This window comes from Pseudomonas fluorescens (assembly GCF_902497855.1).
Lineage (GTDB): Bacteria > Pseudomonadota > Gammaproteobacteria > Pseudomonadales > Pseudomonadaceae > Aquipseudomonas > Aquipseudomonas fluorescens_BI.
This window is the reverse complement of record NZ_CABVHU010000009.1, coordinates 226,449-241,145: the sequence shown is the minus strand read 5'-3', so window position 1 is coordinate 241,145 and position 14,697 is coordinate 226,449. Positions and strand designations below refer to the sequence as shown.

General features: G+C 60.5%; 13 protein-coding genes. 8 read left to right on the top strand and 5 right to left on the bottom strand.

The features are described 5' to 3' along the window. The first annotated feature begins 3 nt into the window (after positions 1-3). From F8N96_RS19390 to F8N96_RS19355, 8 genes are all read left to right on the top strand, one after another. Positions 4-564, top strand: a complete 561-nt coding sequence (locus F8N96_RS19390; protein WP_150799160.1) for a nuclear transport factor 2 family protein — start codon at positions 4-6, stop codon at positions 562-564. A gap of 64 nt (positions 565-628) precedes the next feature. Next, the gene (locus tag F8N96_RS19385; RefSeq protein WP_150799159.1) at positions 629-1,903 is read left to right on the top strand and encodes an aromatic ring-hydroxylating oxygenase subunit alpha; all 1,275 of its coding nucleotides are present in this window, start codon (positions 629-631) and stop codon (positions 1,901-1,903) included. 19 nt (positions 1,904-1,922) lie between these two features. Next, the gene (locus F8N96_RS19380; RefSeq protein ID WP_150799230.1) at positions 1,923-2,399 is read left to right on the top strand and encodes an aromatic-ring-hydroxylating dioxygenase subunit beta; all 477 of its coding nucleotides are present in this window, start codon (positions 1,923-1,925) and stop codon (positions 2,397-2,399) included. 10 nt (positions 2,400-2,409) lie between these two features. Continuing rightward, the gene (locus F8N96_RS19375; protein WP_150799158.1) at positions 2,410-3,150 is read left to right on the top strand and encodes an SDR family NAD(P)-dependent oxidoreductase; all 741 of its coding nucleotides are present in this window, start codon (positions 2,410-2,412) and stop codon (positions 3,148-3,150) included. A gap of 78 nt (positions 3,151-3,228) precedes the next feature. Beyond that, the gene (locus F8N96_RS19370) at positions 3,229-4,188 is read left to right on the top strand and encodes a PDR/VanB family oxidoreductase (protein WP_150799157.1); all 960 of its coding nucleotides are present in this window, start codon (positions 3,229-3,231) and stop codon (positions 4,186-4,188) included. A gap of 19 nt (positions 4,189-4,207) precedes the next feature. Then, the gene (locus F8N96_RS19365) at positions 4,208-4,708 is read left to right on the top strand and encodes a flavin reductase (RefSeq protein WP_150799156.1); all 501 of its coding nucleotides are present in this window, start codon (positions 4,208-4,210) and stop codon (positions 4,706-4,708) included. A gap of 226 nt (positions 4,709-4,934) precedes the next feature. After that, the gene (locus F8N96_RS19360; RefSeq protein ID WP_150799155.1) at positions 4,935-6,212 is read left to right on the top strand and encodes an OprD family porin; all 1,278 of its coding nucleotides are present in this window, start codon (positions 4,935-4,937) and stop codon (positions 6,210-6,212) included. A gap of 145 nt (positions 6,213-6,357) precedes the next feature. Then, positions 6,358-7,539, top strand: coding sequence for an alpha-hydroxy acid oxidase (locus F8N96_RS19355; RefSeq protein ID WP_150799154.1), 1,182 nt, complete (start codon positions 6,358-6,360; stop codon positions 7,537-7,539). 1,897 nt (positions 7,540-9,436) lie between these two features. Here the strand turns inward: F8N96_RS19355 and F8N96_RS19350 are convergent. The 5 genes from F8N96_RS19350 to F8N96_RS19330 form a co-directional block, all read right to left on the bottom strand. Beyond that, the gene (locus tag F8N96_RS19350; RefSeq protein WP_150799153.1) at positions 9,437-10,660 is read right to left on the bottom strand and encodes a GTP-binding protein; all 1,224 of its coding nucleotides are present in this window, start codon (positions 10,658-10,660) and stop codon (positions 9,437-9,439) included. After that, positions 10,657-11,319, bottom strand: a complete 663-nt coding sequence (gene nthB / locus F8N96_RS19345) for a nitrile hydratase subunit beta (protein ID WP_150799152.1) — start codon at positions 11,317-11,319, stop codon at positions 10,657-10,659. The genes F8N96_RS19350 and nthB overlap by 4 nt, the downstream gene beginning before the upstream one ends. Before the next feature lie 41 nt (positions 11,320-11,360). Next, positions 11,361-11,960 carry a nitrile hydratase subunit alpha gene (nthA, locus tag F8N96_RS19340; protein WP_150799151.1) on the bottom strand — a complete coding sequence of 200 codons (600 nt, stop codon included), beginning with the start codon at positions 11,958-11,960 and terminating at the stop codon, positions 11,361-11,363. Positions 11,961-12,050: 90 nt separating this feature from the next. Further along, on the bottom strand, positions 12,051-13,565 hold the full coding sequence (locus F8N96_RS19335) for an amidase (RefSeq protein ID WP_150799150.1): 1,515 nt from the start codon (positions 13,563-13,565) through the stop codon (positions 12,051-12,053). Positions 13,566-13,775: 210 nt separating this feature from the next. After that, on the bottom strand, positions 13,776-14,645 hold the full coding sequence (locus F8N96_RS19330) for a transporter (RefSeq protein WP_150799149.1): 870 nt from the start codon (positions 14,643-14,645) through the stop codon (positions 13,776-13,778). Between the last annotated feature and the right edge of the window lie 52 nt (positions 14,646-14,697).

Below are 14,697 nucleotides of genomic sequence, written 5' to 3'. Positions count from 1 at the left end.
GCCATGTCATCACAAGAGCATTTGCGCGCGCTGGAGCAGCGGCTCGAACAGCTGGAGAGCGAGAACGCGATCCGGGCCTGCATGAACCGCTACATGGTTCTGTGCGACGGGCTTGGCGTGGATTCGCCACTCGAGGAGCTGGCCGGTTTGTTTACTGCGCAGGCGGTCTGGGAAGGCAAGGGTGCCAAGTACCAGGACAGCTTCGGCGGTTATCAGGGGCGCGAGGCGATCAAAGCGATGTTTGCCACCTACATGGTCGAACCGGCGCATTTCTCGCTGAACGTGCACTTCCTGACTTCGGAACTTATCCGTGTCACTGGCGATGCCGCAGATGCCAGTTGGGTGATGTTGCAGACCTCGACCTTCGCCTCGGGTGCCTCGCACCTCAATAGCGCCCGCCTGACCGTGCGGTTCGCCCAGGAGCAAGGGCAGTGGCGCATGGCGCACTTTCAGACCGAGAACCTGTTCAGCCGTCCGGTTGACACCTGGAACAGCGCCGCGCACCTGCCCGTACCCGGCAAGTCCGGCAAGTCCGGCAAGTCCGGCAAGTCCGGCCAGTCCTGAACGGTCCTGAACAGCAACGCCCAGAATTCTTATAGTCGGCAAGTCATGCCGACGAGGAGTGATCGTGAATAACCTGATAAACACCGTAACGCTGGACGCGAGCCCGTCCGACCTGGTCCTGCATGACCGCGTTCACACGTCGCTGTACACCGATGGCAAGATCTTCGATCAGGAACTGGACAAGATTTTCTACAGCACCTGGATCTGGGTCGCCCATGCCAGCGAGATCCCCGAGTCCGGCAGCTACAAGAGCACCTACGTCGGCAAGCAGCCGGTGATCGTCGTGCGCGACCGCAAGAAAGAGGTGCATGTGTTGCTCAACCGCTGCCGCCATCGTGGCGCAACGGTGTGTGAACACAAGAAGGGCAAGACCAACAGTTTCGTCTGCCCTTATCACGGCTGGAGCTATGCCCTCGACGGCAGCCTGCGCGGTGTGCCGCACCCGGAAAGCTACGCCGATTGCCTGGACAAGGCCGAGTTGCCTTTGGTCAGCCTGCGTGTCGAGCAGTACAACGGCATGATTTTCGCCACTTTCAAGGATGACATCGAGCCCCTCGTCGACTTCCTCGGCCCGGCAAAGAAGTGGATCGACCTGTTCATGAAGCAGGGCGCCGGTTACCCGGTCAAGGTGGGTGGCGAGCATCGTTTCCGCTTCCCCGGCAACTGGAAAATCCAGCTGGAAAACACCACCGACGCCTATCACTTCCCGCTGGTTCACAAGTCGTTCCTGTCGTCCGTGGATGAACAGACCCTGGAGTTGTTCGATTTCGTCAAAGGGCCGGGCTATGTCGAAGACCTCGGCAACGGCCACAGCGTGATGGTGATGATCCCCGACCTGGTCGATCTGGAAGCCAATCTCGACCTGCCGATCCCGGAGCGTTTCGAAGACCTGGCCGTGCAGCTGCGCGCCGAAGGCCAGGACGAACAATCGGTACGCCGCATCGTGCGTGCGGTCGGCGGTTCGGGCTTCAACCTCAACCTGTTCCCGAACATCGCCTGTTCCATGGCGTTCTTCCGGGTACTGCAACCGATCGCAGTCAACGAAACCGAGATCCATCACGCGGTGATCACCATGGACGGTGGTCCGGCCGTGGCCAACCGTTATCGCCTGCGCCTGCATGAGCACTTCCAGGGCCCGATGGGTTTTGGCACCCCGGACGATTCCGAAGCCTGGGAACGCGTACAGCGCGGTGCCAGCGCCGGTACCGATCTGTGGATCATGCTCAACCGCGGCTTGCCGGGTGAAAGAGCGTCCGAAGACGGGCTGGTGAGCGATGTGAGCGCCGAGACCGGCATGCGCGCTGGCTACCAGCAGTGGAAAAAGATGATGTCGGCCTGAATCGACGGAGAACACCATGATTAATCTGCAATTGCTCAACCAGGTCAGCGCTTTCATCTGGCAGGAAGCGGACATGCTCGACCACGGCGATTTCGTCGAATGGCTGGATCTGTGGACCGCGAACGCGACCTACATCATCCCGATCGATCCGCTGGAAACCGATTTCGAGAACACCCTGAACTACGCCTACGACGATCACCACATGCGTCAGTTGCGCGTGACCCGACTGACCAGTGGCGAGTCGATTTCGACCACCCCGCGGGCACGCACCGTGCGCAGTCAGTCGCGCTTTCGCCTGTTGTCGGATGAAGACGGGGTTGTCACCGTGCGGTGCGCGCAGAACCTGCGCGAGTTCCGCAAGGATGTGCTCAAGCAGTACACCGCCGATGTCACGTTTGAACTGGTGCGCAGCGGTGACAGTTTCAAGATTCAGCGCAAGCTGATTCAGCTGATCAACTCCACCGATACCCTCGCCGGTATCGGCTACATCCTCTGAGGACGTTGCCATGACACAGGTTGCATTGGTCACCGGCGCGGCCCAGGGGCTGGGCAAGAGCATCGCCGAACAACTGTTGAACGCCGGTTATCGGGTGGTCATCAGCGACCGTTCGCTGGAGTCGGCACAGGCCGCCGCCGCTGAACTCGACGGCACTGGCGAGCGGGTGCTGGCGCTCAAGCTCGACGTCTCGAGCAAAGCCGATTTCGAAGACGCGCTGGCGGCCGTCGTGGCGCATTGGGGCGAATTGCAGGTGGTGGTGAACAACGCCGCGATGACCATGACCACACCGGTGATGCAGATCAGCCCGGAAGAGTTCGACCGTGTCGTGAGCGTCAATCAGCGCGGCACCTTTGTCGGCTGCCAGGTGTTCGGCAGTTATCTGGCGACCCGGGGCTACGGGAGGATCATCAACATGGCATCCCTGGCCGGGCAGAACGGCGGCACTGCGACCGGCGCGCATTACGCCGCCTCCAAGGGCGCCATCATCACCTTGACCAAGATCTTTGCCAAGGAACTGGCGGCGTCCGGCGTCACGGTCAACGCCATCGCCCCGGGCCCTATCGAATCACCGGCGGTGCGCGCCGCCGTACCGCCCGAGCGCCTGGAAAAACTGATCGAGGCGATCCCCGTCAGGCAACTGGGCAACGCCGCGTTCATCGGCAAGCTGATCGTGCAACTGGCCAGCGAAGACGCCTACTTCACCACCGGGGCGACCTGGGATGTGAACGGCGGGATCTTCATGCGCTGAGTCCATTGGTTTTACGGTTTGGAAAAGCAGCGGGGGCGTGCAGATGCGCTCCCTTACAACACATTCGGGATGGCCTGTATGAGCGATCAATTATTGAAAGTCGTCGTGCGCAAGCGCGAAGAGCAGGGCGAAGGTGTCGTCGTACTGGATCTGAGCGATCCGTCGGGACAGCCTTTGCCCGCCTTCGAGGCGGGCGCGCATGTCGATATCCACCTCAAGACCGGGCTGGTTCGCCAGTATTCGCTGTGTGGCAATCCGGCCAGCGCCGACGCCTATCGCTTGGGCGTACTCAAGGATCCCGCCTCGCGGGGCGGTTCGTTGGCGGTGCATGAGTTACTGCAAGAAGGTCGCGAGATCGAGATCAGCCTGCCGCGCAATCATTTTCCGCTGGCCAGCGATGCCCGCCGCTCGATCCTGATCGGCGGCGGTATCGGCATCACCCCGATGGTCGCCATGGCCTACGCGCTGAATGCCCGCGACAGTGATTTCGAACTGCATTATTGCGGCCGTTCGCGTAGCCGCAGCGCCTTTCTGGAAGAGCTGGGCAGCGCTGCGTTCGCTTCGCGGTTGCGCACTCATTTCGACGACGAAGCAGCCGAACAGAAACTCGACCTGCACACCGTGCTGGGCACCCCGCAGGCCGGCGTACATGTGTATGTCTGCGGACCGGCCGGTTTCATGGACTGGGTGATTGCCCAGGCCCTGGAAGCGGGGTACGCCGACGATCATGTGCACCGCGAATACTTCCAGGTCGAAGTGGACGCCTCGGGCGCCGGTTTCGAAGTGGTTGCCCGGCGCAGCGGCAAGACCGTACAGGTTGCCGAGGGCCAGAGCATCGTCGAGGCGCTGACTGCCGTGGGCATCAAGATTGAAGTGTCCTGCGAGCAGGGCGTTTGTGGCACTTGCTTGTGCGACGTCATCGAAGGCGAACCGGATCATCGCGACGTCTATCTCACGGACGACGAAAAATCTGCCAATGACCAGATTCTGGTGTGCTGTTCCCGGGCCAAGTCCAGGAAACTGGTGCTGGATATCTGATAGACCGGAGGGTAAGACCATGGTCGATACAACTGGATTTCGTAACTCAATGGCAATGCTTGGTGGCGCGGTTTCGGTCATCACCACCGATGGCCCCGCGGGTCGTTTCGGCTTTACCGCTTCGGCGGTGTGCAGCGTGACCGACCAGCCGCCGACGCTGTTGGTCTGCATGAATCGCTCGTCGTTTTCCAATGTGCATTTCAAGAGCAACGGAGTGCTGAGCGTGAACGTGCTGACCCCGGGTCACCAGGAGGTGTCGGGGGCGTTCTCCAACCGCCACCTCGATACCGAGCAGCGCTTTTCCTGCGCATCCTGGAGCACCCTGGAAAGCGGTGCGCCGCTGCTGGATGAGGCACTGGTCAGTTTTGACTGCCGAATCGCCCAGGCTCATGAAGTGGGATCGCACACGATTTTCTATTGCGAAGTCCTGGGTATTCGTAATGGCGAAAGCCAGGAAGGCCTGGTGTATTTCAATCGCGCCTATCACTGTTTGGGAGATGCCTCGAAAGCAACTTCCTGACATTGTTGTCACCCCAAAAATACGATAAGACTTTCCACCATCGTTGAGTTTGATAATAACTAGAAAGCGGTTGTCGCTGTGCTGGCGAATGACTGTGTTACGACTTTTTTGCAGTAAGTGGTTATAAAAACAATACTGCGGATTGACTGCCAAAGTTGCACTTTTGCTGAATTGATCTGCTTCCACTAGCCGTGCCTTTGTGCATGTAAAAAAGAAGGAAAGTTTGATGTTCCAGAAGAGCTGGGTAAGCCGTGGCGTCGCCACTGCGGCCGTGATGGGGATCTTCACACCGGTGGTTGCGCATGCCGATTTCGTCGACGACAGCCAGGTCAGCCTGGGGATGCGGAATTTCTATATCGACCGCGATTTCAAACAGCATGACGCCCCGCAATCACGGGTCGGCAGTTGGACCCAAGGCTTCGATTTTCGCGCAATCTCGGGTTACACCGAGGGCACGCTACAGTTTGGCCTGGATCTCTCGGCGCAGTACGCCTATCGCCTGGACGGCGGTGGCGGCCGTGGGCCGGACACCATCATTCCGTATGACACCAGCAAGGGCGAGCAAGTCCGGGACTATGGCCGGGCGGCGCTGACCGGGAAGGTTCGTTACAACAAGACCGAACTCAAGATCGGTGAACTTCGTCCGACATTGCCGGTGGCTTACATCGACGACTCGCGGCAATTGATCACCACGTATCACGGGGTGCAGATCGAATCCAAAGAAGTCGACAAGCTGACACTGACCGGTGGCCGTTTTACCGAAATCAGTTCCCGGGAGTCTTCCAATACCGAGAAGATGTACTTGTTCAATGGGCCCAACATTAAACGTCGCAGTGACGGCCTGAACTTCGGTGGCGCCACCTATGCGTTTACCCCGAACTTGTCCGGTACGTATTTCTTCGGTCAGCTGGAGGATATCTATAAGCAACACTATCTGGGCCTGACCTACAACCATGACCTGGGTGCCGGTTATGGCCTGAAGACAGACCTTCGTTACTTCAATAACAGTGAAGACGGTAAGGCACTGTATGGCGATATCGACAACAGGTCCTATGGGGTCATGACCACGTTGAAAAAGGGCGCCCATGCCGTCGGTGTCGGCTACCAGCGCATGCTCGGCGAATCGACATTCCCGACGCTCAACGGTTATGCGCCGCAGCCTTACCTGGTGAACTGGTCGACAGTGGCGTTCGTCAAGCCGAACGAAAGCTCCTGGCAGCTGCGTTATGACTACAACTTTGCGGGCATCGGTTTACCGGGGCTGAAATTGATGACGCGCTACATGCGCGGCACCGGTATCGACCGGGGGAGCAATGCCCTCGACCAGAACGTCGAAAGCGAACGCAACATCGTGCTCGGCTATGTGGTGCAAAGCGGGCCGCTCAAGGACGTGGGTTTCGAATGGCGCCGCATCGACGTCAAGACGCGCTATGGCAATGGCAATGCATCGGGAGCGGACTATCAGGAAAACCGCCTGGTCACCACTTACACCTGGAAGTTCTGAAGTTCCCCGCGAGCCGTTCGCGGCTTGCGGGCCTGCCCGCGCATCCGGGCAATGTTGAAGTTCAACACTGTTTTTCCTTGGCCCGGATCGCTCCTCCCGGGCTTTTTTTTGCAGCGGTTTTTAGCCCGCCCTTCAAGGATTGCCTATGCGTCGTTTCTATACCGGCTCCGACTTGAATCGTGTGCACAGCATTGCCGAACTGGCCGACATGGCCCGGCGACGCTTGCCGTACTTTGCCTGGGAATACCTCAGCGGCGGTGCGGAGGCCGAACTGACGCTCAAGGATAATCTCGAGGCGTTCCGTGCTTATGGCCTGCACGCCAGAGCCATGGTGCCGTGCCATGCTCCCGACACCTCTCGGGTCTTGCTCGGCCGGGTGCTGCCCTTGCCGATGCTGATCGGGCCGACGGGCTACAACGGCCTGCTGCACCGCGATGCCGACATTCACCTGGCCAGGGCCGCGACGGCGCGTGGTTTGCCTTTCAGCCTGAGTACCGCGTCCAACACCTCACTGGAAGAGCTTGTCGCGGCGGCGCCCGGCGTCGACCTGTGGTTCCAGCTGTACGCCATGCGCGATCCTCGGGTGCAGAACGATTTGCTGCAGCGGGCCGCCGCCGTAGGTTGCCGGACCCTGGTGTTGACCTGTGATGCGATGGTGCTGGGCAACCGCGAATGGGATCGGCGCAACTTCGCCAGGCCGCGGCAGCTGGCATGGCGCAACACGTTCGACGTGCTCCGCCACCCGCGCTGGCTCAAGCAGGTGATGTGGCCATCCGGGCTGCCGGGCATGGGTAACCTCGAACCTTACTTGCCACCGGGCGAGCGTAATCCCCTGGGGTCGATGGCGTTTATCGGCAAGCAGATGGATACCTTGCTCGACTGGGACATGCTGGCGCGTTTGCGTGACCGATGGGGCGAGCGACTATTGCTCAAGGGCGTGTTGCATCCGGCGGATGTGAAGCGCGCCATCGCCCTGGGGCTCGATGGTGTGGTGGTGTCCAATCACGGCGGCCGCCAATTGGACGGCGCCCTCGGCAGTCTCGACGCACTGGCGGCCATCGCCCCCCACGCAAAGGGCAAGCTCAGCCTGCTGCTCGACGGCGGGATCCGGCGTGGCAGCGATATCGTCAAGGCACTCGCCCTTGGGGCCGATGCCGTGCTGCTGGGGCGTTCCACGCTTTACGGTGTCGCGGTGGCGGGTGAAGCCGGTGTGGGCAAGGCGCTGGACGTGTTGACGAATGAACTGGCGCTGACCCTGAACCTGATGGGCTGCACCCACCTCAACCATCTCGGCCATGACAGCGTGTTCGAGCGTCGACGCGCATAAATCCCTGTAGGAGCTGGCTTGCCAGCGAAAGCGGAGTGTCAGGCGATGCACATGTTGAATGTGCCGGCCTCTTCGCTGGCAAGCCAGCTCCTACAGGGTTCGGCGGTGCCTGCACCATCGCGTGAACACCGCAAACCCCTGTGGGAGCTGGCTTGCCAGCGAAGGCGGAGTGTCAGGCGAAGCAGATGTTGAATGTACCGGCCTCTTCGCTGGCAAGCCAGCTCCTACAGGGTTCGGCGGTGCCTGCACCATCGCGTGAACACCGCAAACCCCTGTGGGAGCTGGCTTGCCAGCGAAGGCGGAGTGTCAGGCGAAGCAGATGTTGAATGTACCGGCCTCTTCGCTGGCAAGCCAGCTCCTACAGGGTTCGGCGGTGCCTGCACCATCGCGTGAACACCGCAAACCCCTGTGGGAGCTGGCTTGCCAGCGAAGGCGGAGTGTCAGGCGAAGCAGATGTTGAATGTACCGGCCTCTTCGCTGGCAAGCCAGCTCCTACAGGGTTCGGCGGTGCCTGCACCATCGCGTGAACACCGCAAACCCCTGTGGGAGCTGGCTTGCCAGCGAAGGCGGAGTGTCAGGCGAAGCAGATGTTGAATGTACCGGCCTCTTCGCTGGCAAGCCAGCTCCTACAGGGTTCGGCGGTGCCTGCACCATCGCGTGAACACCGCAAACCCCTGTGGGAGCTGGCTTGCCAGCGAAGGCGGAGTGTCAGGCGAAGCAGATGTTGAATGTACCGGCCTCTTCGCTGGCAAGCCAGCTCCTACAGGGTTCGGCGGTGCCTGCACCATCGCGTGAACACCGCAAACCCCTGTGGGAGCTGGCTTGCCAGCGAAGGCGGAGTGTCAGGCGAAGCAGATGTTGAATGTACCGACCTCTTCGCTGGCAAGCCAGCTCCTACAGGGTTCGGCGGTGCCTGCACCATCGCGTGAACACCGCAAATCCCTGTAGGAGCTGGCTTGCCAGCGAAAGCGGAGTGTCAGGCGATGCACATGTTGAATGTGCCGGCCTCTTCGCTGGCAAGCCAGCTCCTACAGGGTTCGGCGGTGCCTGCACCATCGCGTGAACACCGCAAATCCCTGTAGGAGCTGGCTTGCCAGCGAAGGCGGAGTGTCAGGCGAAGCAGATGTTGAATGTACCGACCTCTTCGCTGGCAAGCCAGCTCCTACAGGGTTCGGCGCTGCCTGCACCATCGCGTGAACACCGCAAATCCCTGTAGGAGCTGGCTTGCCAGCGAAAGCGGAGTGTCAGGCGATGCACATGTTGAATGTGCCGGCCTCTTCGCTGGCAAGCCAGCTCCTACAGGGTTCGGCGGTGCCTGCACCATCGCGTGAACACCGCAAATCCCTGTAGGAGCTGGCTTGCCAGCGAAGGCGGAGTGTCAGGCGAAGCAGATGTTGAATGTACCGACCTCTTCGCTGGCAAGCCAGCTCCTACAGGGTTCGGCGCTGCCTGCACCATCGCGTGAACACCGCAAATCCCTGTAGGAGCTGGCTTGCCAGCGAAAGCGGAGTGTCAGGCGATGCACATGTTGAATGTGCCGGCCTCTTCGCTGGCAAGCCAGCTCCTACAGGGTTCGGCGGTGCCTGCACCATCGCGTGACCCTGATTGTAGTAACGAATGTAATCGTCCAGCGGCGTTTACACCTCTGTATCAAACCGTTTTTCGGGCTGGCGAGATTGTCCAAGTTCTTGTCAGCGCCAGGCAAGTATCGCGGGCTGCCACGCGCTTTAATTGAAGCCATCAAGGCCCGCGCCCATGTAGCGCGGGCTACCCTGCGAACCTTACCGACCGGGAGCCTGAAATGAGCGCAGCATTCGACTATATCGTGGTGGGGGCCGGCTCTGCTGGCTGCGTGGTGGCGGCGCGGCTGATCCAGGCCAAGGCCGGCAAAGGATGATCAGGGTGACAATGCCTTGAGGTCGAAGGCTGTTGCGCCTGGCAAGGTTGGCCACGTCTGTGGACCTTCCATGATCTCTTGTGGGGTCATCAGGCAGGCATCCAATTGCCGCCTCAAAATATCCAGGTCGATACCCTGGCCGATGAAGACGATTTCCTGTCGGCAATCCCCGGTGATCTCGTCCCATTTAGCCATTATCCCTTCGCGGCGATAGTCATCCTGAGGCCATTGCGATTGCGCTATGAATGTCCACCAGCGCCCGACGTAGTCCCAACGAAATTGCCCGCCACTTTGCACCAGCATGCCGATGTCCAGATGCCGACTGGCAACCCAGAAGTAGCCTTTGCAACGCAGTAGCCGCCCGTTTTGCCAAGGCCGCTGCAGGAACTCCAGCAGACGTTGCGGATGGAATGGCGCACGCTCCTGATACACCCACGAAGCAATGCCATAGGTGTCCGACTCGGGAGGACGATCGTCACTGGCCTCCAGGCTTTTCATCCAGCCGGGTGATTGCACCAGACTTGGCAAATCGAAGCGCCCGGTGTCGAGGATCTTCGACAGATCGACGGCACCGTGGGCCATGGGCAGGATTTCGGCCTGCGGATTGAGGCCCGCGAGGACGGCGCTCAGCTCCAGAAAGCCTTTCTCGCCGATCAGGTCCAGCCGGCTGACGAGGATGACGTTGGCGTACTCCACTTGTTCGATCAGCAGGTCGGACAAGTGGCGTAATGGCGTGCCCGTTTCGTCCTCGTCGCCGACCGTGTCCCGCGAGGCCAATAGCGACTGGAAGTTGCTGCCGTCGACAACGGTGACCAAGGTGTCGAGCCGCGCCAGTTCGCTCAGGCTGAAGCCTTGCGAATCGAGGAAGGCGAACGTCTCGGCAACCGGCATCGGTTCAGAGATCCCGGTGGACTCGATCAGCAGGTAATCGAAGCGCTGCTGACGCGCCAGCAGGCTGATCTGCTCAAGCAGATCAGCGCGCAGCGTGCAGCAGATGCAGCCGTTGCTCATCTCGACCAGTTCATCGCTGCCGCGGTGCAGCGACACGTTGCGTGCCACGTCCTCGGCGTCGATGTTGACTTCGCTCATGTCGTTGACGATGACCGCCACCCGCATACCTGCGCGGTTGCGCAGGATGTGGTTGAGCAGGGTCGTCTTACCGGAGCCCAGGAAGCCCGAAAGGACCGTCACCGGCAACCGGACCAACAGGGCCCCGTCAATCATGCGGCCACCGTTTGCGCGACGACGGCCTTGTCCAGGTAGCTTTCAAACAGGTCGACGACCACCAAGCCATCGTCCGCGGCATCGCCCCACAGATCCTTTACCTGGAATTCGACGTGATAGGTCGGCTGGTGCGCCGCGCTCAAATCGCCGTGGCCGATGGCGTCCGGGAACGGCCATTTTTCCGAAGTGCGGTGTCGGACGATGCCTTCCTTGCCGCGTACATAGGCCGGCATGCGTATGTGTCCGGCCACGTACTCGTCGCGAACCACCACCCGGTCGCCCACTTCAAATGGCGGGCGGCCGGTGATGGCGGGGCGGCCCTTGTCGTGGGAAGGGTTGGCCAATTTGAAGGGTGAACCCAGCGCCCGATCGAGTTCGTCCTGGCTAATGACGCCGGTTTCGACCAGCAAGGTGGCCGTGGCAATGACGTAGCGTTCGTAATATTGCGTGCCAACGTGCTGGCGGACATCAAGTCGTTCGACGGCGTGACGGATTTCGTCGACGCTGAATTTTTTCAACTGGTCGGCGCCGATAAACATCAGGCTGTAAGCCAGGTGCTCCCATTCCTGTTTGAACACTTGTTTGTAATCCTGGCTATTGATGACGTGGGGAACCTTGCCAAAGCCTTGAAAACCGCCGAGATCGTGAAAGCCATCCATAAAAAAACCTCCGAAAATTAGCAGATGAAGAGTCTTTTGGGTCAACGTACGCGGGGCAGGGCCACCCCGATCAGCACATCCTTGGTCACCAGTTTCTGAAGCTCTTCTTCACTCATGTGCTCGGAGCCTTCGGGCCTTAAGGGCAGGACCAGGTAGCGGCTTTCCGCGCTGGTATCCCAGACTTTGACGACCACATCGCTTGGTAACTCTGTGCCCATCTCACGTAGCACAGTGCGTCCTTCACGAACCAGACGTGCACGGAACTCAAAACCCTTGTACCACTCCGGCGGTAACCCCAGGACCGGCCAGTTGGTGCAGGAGCACAGGCTGCAGACGATGACATTTTTCAGCTGGGGCAAATCCTCCAGGGCCACGATGTATTCGCCTTGCGGGCCGGTGAAACCGAACTGCGCACACGCTGCGGTGCCGTCTTTGAGCAACAGCTCCCGGAACTGCGGATCCACCCAGGCCTTGGCGACTACACGGGCGCCGTTTTCCGGGCTCCATTGATGCACCATCAATTCGGTTAGCTGCTCGATATAGCCCTCTGGGATCAGCTCCTTGTCTTGCATAACCTTGAACAACGCCCAGGCCCGCTCGCTGGGCGTCGAAGTGGATGCTGGTGATACAGTGGCGCTCATGGTGTAACTCCTCATCGGTTGACACGGTCAAAAAAGTGAAGAACAGCCCCCGGTTTTTTATTGATGTCCGGGAGGTTTGGGGAGGCAGCCTTACAATGTCTTCCAGTCGACAGAGGCCTCGAACGCTGCCGCCGCCTGGTAAATCGTGCCTTCGGCATAGTGCTTGCCAACGAACATCAGCCCCACGGGCAGGCCGTCCACCAGACCACACGGGATCGACATGGCCGGATGGCCGGTAATGTCCTGCGGCGCGGTGTTGCCGATCATTTCCAGCGCACGGGCCACGTACTCGGTGATCGAACAATCGGGTTCGGGGTGGGGCTGGGCAATGATCGGCACGGTCGGCATGACGAGAAGGTCATAGGTTTGCAGTGCCTTGTCGTAACCGGCCCGGGCGAAGCGTGCGATGTTCTGTGCCTTGGCGTAGTAGCGACCGTTGTAGCGTTCCAGGCCGTATTGGCCGACGAACATGCACAGCTTGAGCGACGCGGACAATGCGTCCGCCTGTTCGCGCCAGCCGGCCTGCTTATCCAGCAGGCCGACGTCGTAGAGGCCCTTCCAGTTAAAGCCTGCGCCATTGCCATGCATCATCTGCATGGTCAGGCCTTCGCAGCCGATGGGGTGCCACAATGAACCCGCCAGGTTGTGCTCGGGGACGGAGACCTCTTCGACGCGAGCTCCCAAGGCTTCGAGTCGGGCGATGGCGCCGCGTACCTTGTCGGCAACACGTGGGTCCTGGTTGGCCAGCTGGAAGCCTTCCTGAAGGACGCCGATCCGAAGCCCGCTCACACCTCGTTCCAGATAGTCGCAATAGGCGTCGACTTGAGGGGCAGCCTGACGAGGATCGAGCCCGTCGGCACCGGCCAGGACTTCCAGCATCAGCGCGTTGTCACGCACGTTGCGGGTGATGGGACCGGCATGGTCGATGGTGGCCTCGATCGCCATGATCCCGGTGTAGGGCACCAGACCGTGGGTCGGCTTCATGCCATAGGTGCCGCAGAACGCTGAAGGGATGCGGATCGAGCCGCCTTGATCGCCGCCAACCGCCAGGTCCACCTCGCCGGCGGCCACCAACGCAGCGCTGCCGGAGGAGGATCCGCCGGCAGCGAAACCGTGCCGGTATGGGTTGTGTACGGGCGCCGGATCAGACGTATGGCTGCCACCGGAGAGGCAGTAGTGCTCACAGGTCGCCTTGCCCAGGATGGTCCCCCCGGCGTCTAGTAAACGGGTCACCACGGTTGCGTCAAACGACGGTACAAACCCTTCCAGGATCGAGGCGCCGTTCATCATCGGGACGCCAGCCAGGGAGATGTTGTCCTTGAGCGCAACAGTCTTGCCTGCGAGCTTGCCCTCACGGGCGCCATTCACTTCCGTCCTGTAATACCAGGCGTTGAGCAGGTTTTGCGGGGTCGAAGGGCGGTAGCGGGAACTGCGGTCGTAGCGCACTGGCGGAGTGAAATCCGGCAACTCGTCGACCAGGTCGTATGCATCGAAACTTGGCTGCATGAGTGCCAGGTATTCCACTGCCTGCTCGTGGGTCAGCTGCATGTTCAGCCGGCCAGCGATGTCCTGCAGTTGGTCGAGGGTAGGGCGAACAATGGCCATGGTTTTCCTATTCTTTTGTCTGTGATCGACAACGGGTCGGCCTGTACGGGAGCGTTCGAGGGTGATTCGAAACACACCTCGTGCCGAGTACCTGGAGCGACATCAATCGGGTGGGTAACAGAGATCAAGTTAGGCATCCCTCTCTGCCTTTGCTTGGCTGAGAAGGACAGCCATTTGGTTGAAAAGGACAACCTGCTGCGCATGGCGCGCTCAGAACACTTTCAAGACACGCAGGTTCAGGCGCGCACCTTCCTTCAAGCCTTGTTCGACCTCGATGTCGGTGCCGATCTGGGCCTGAATCTGCAGCGTGGGCTCGATGAAGTGCGTGACGGTGAACCGCCCATAGGAGGTGGAGACCCCGTCGTGCTGATCGACCCCGTTGACGGTGGTCGCCGAGCCCGTGATGTAGCCCCCGCCAACGGCGAAGGTGGTGCTCGGCGTCCAGTTGTAGCGCACGGCGGTCTGGTACTCGTAGCGGGTGTTTTCTTCCAGCTTCGCCCCGGTCGAGCCGAAGTCATTGTTGGCCGACACCCATGAGGCTTCGGCCACCGTGTCCAGTGCCCATTTCGGGGAGAAATGGTGGATGTACGCCGCCTGCAGCGTGGCGCGCCAGCGGTTCTCGCCGAGGTTCAGGGCATCGTTTTTGTCGTAGCTCCCCACCGGAAAGGACAGATAGGGCGCCAAGGCGAAGATGTCCTTGTTCGCAGTGGGCAGCGTCCACTTCAGCGGCGCGGTGATGATCGGGTCGCCGATGCCGCGGGTATCGCCCAAGGCGCCGATATCTCCAGAAGCGTTCAATTGGCCGAAAGGCAACAGAATCTGCGGTTCCCATGAGAGGTTTTCTGACAGGCCGATGGCGTGCACATAACGCAGGATGCCGATGTCCGAACTGAGCCTGGCGTCGTCGGAGACCTTGTGGCCGTTCTGGTACAGATCCGAGCGATCGGCGTGCTGGTAGTAGAGCAGCAAGGCGTTGGCGCCGGCCGGCAATGGTTCGAAATCGCCTGGAGCAACCTCGATGGCCTGGCTTTTGACAAAGGGCAGCATGCCCAGCACGAGTAACGAGCGACTCAACTTCATGATCGATTTCCTGGCAAAAGGGCCCCCAACCCCATGCGCTAGAGATGGGGGG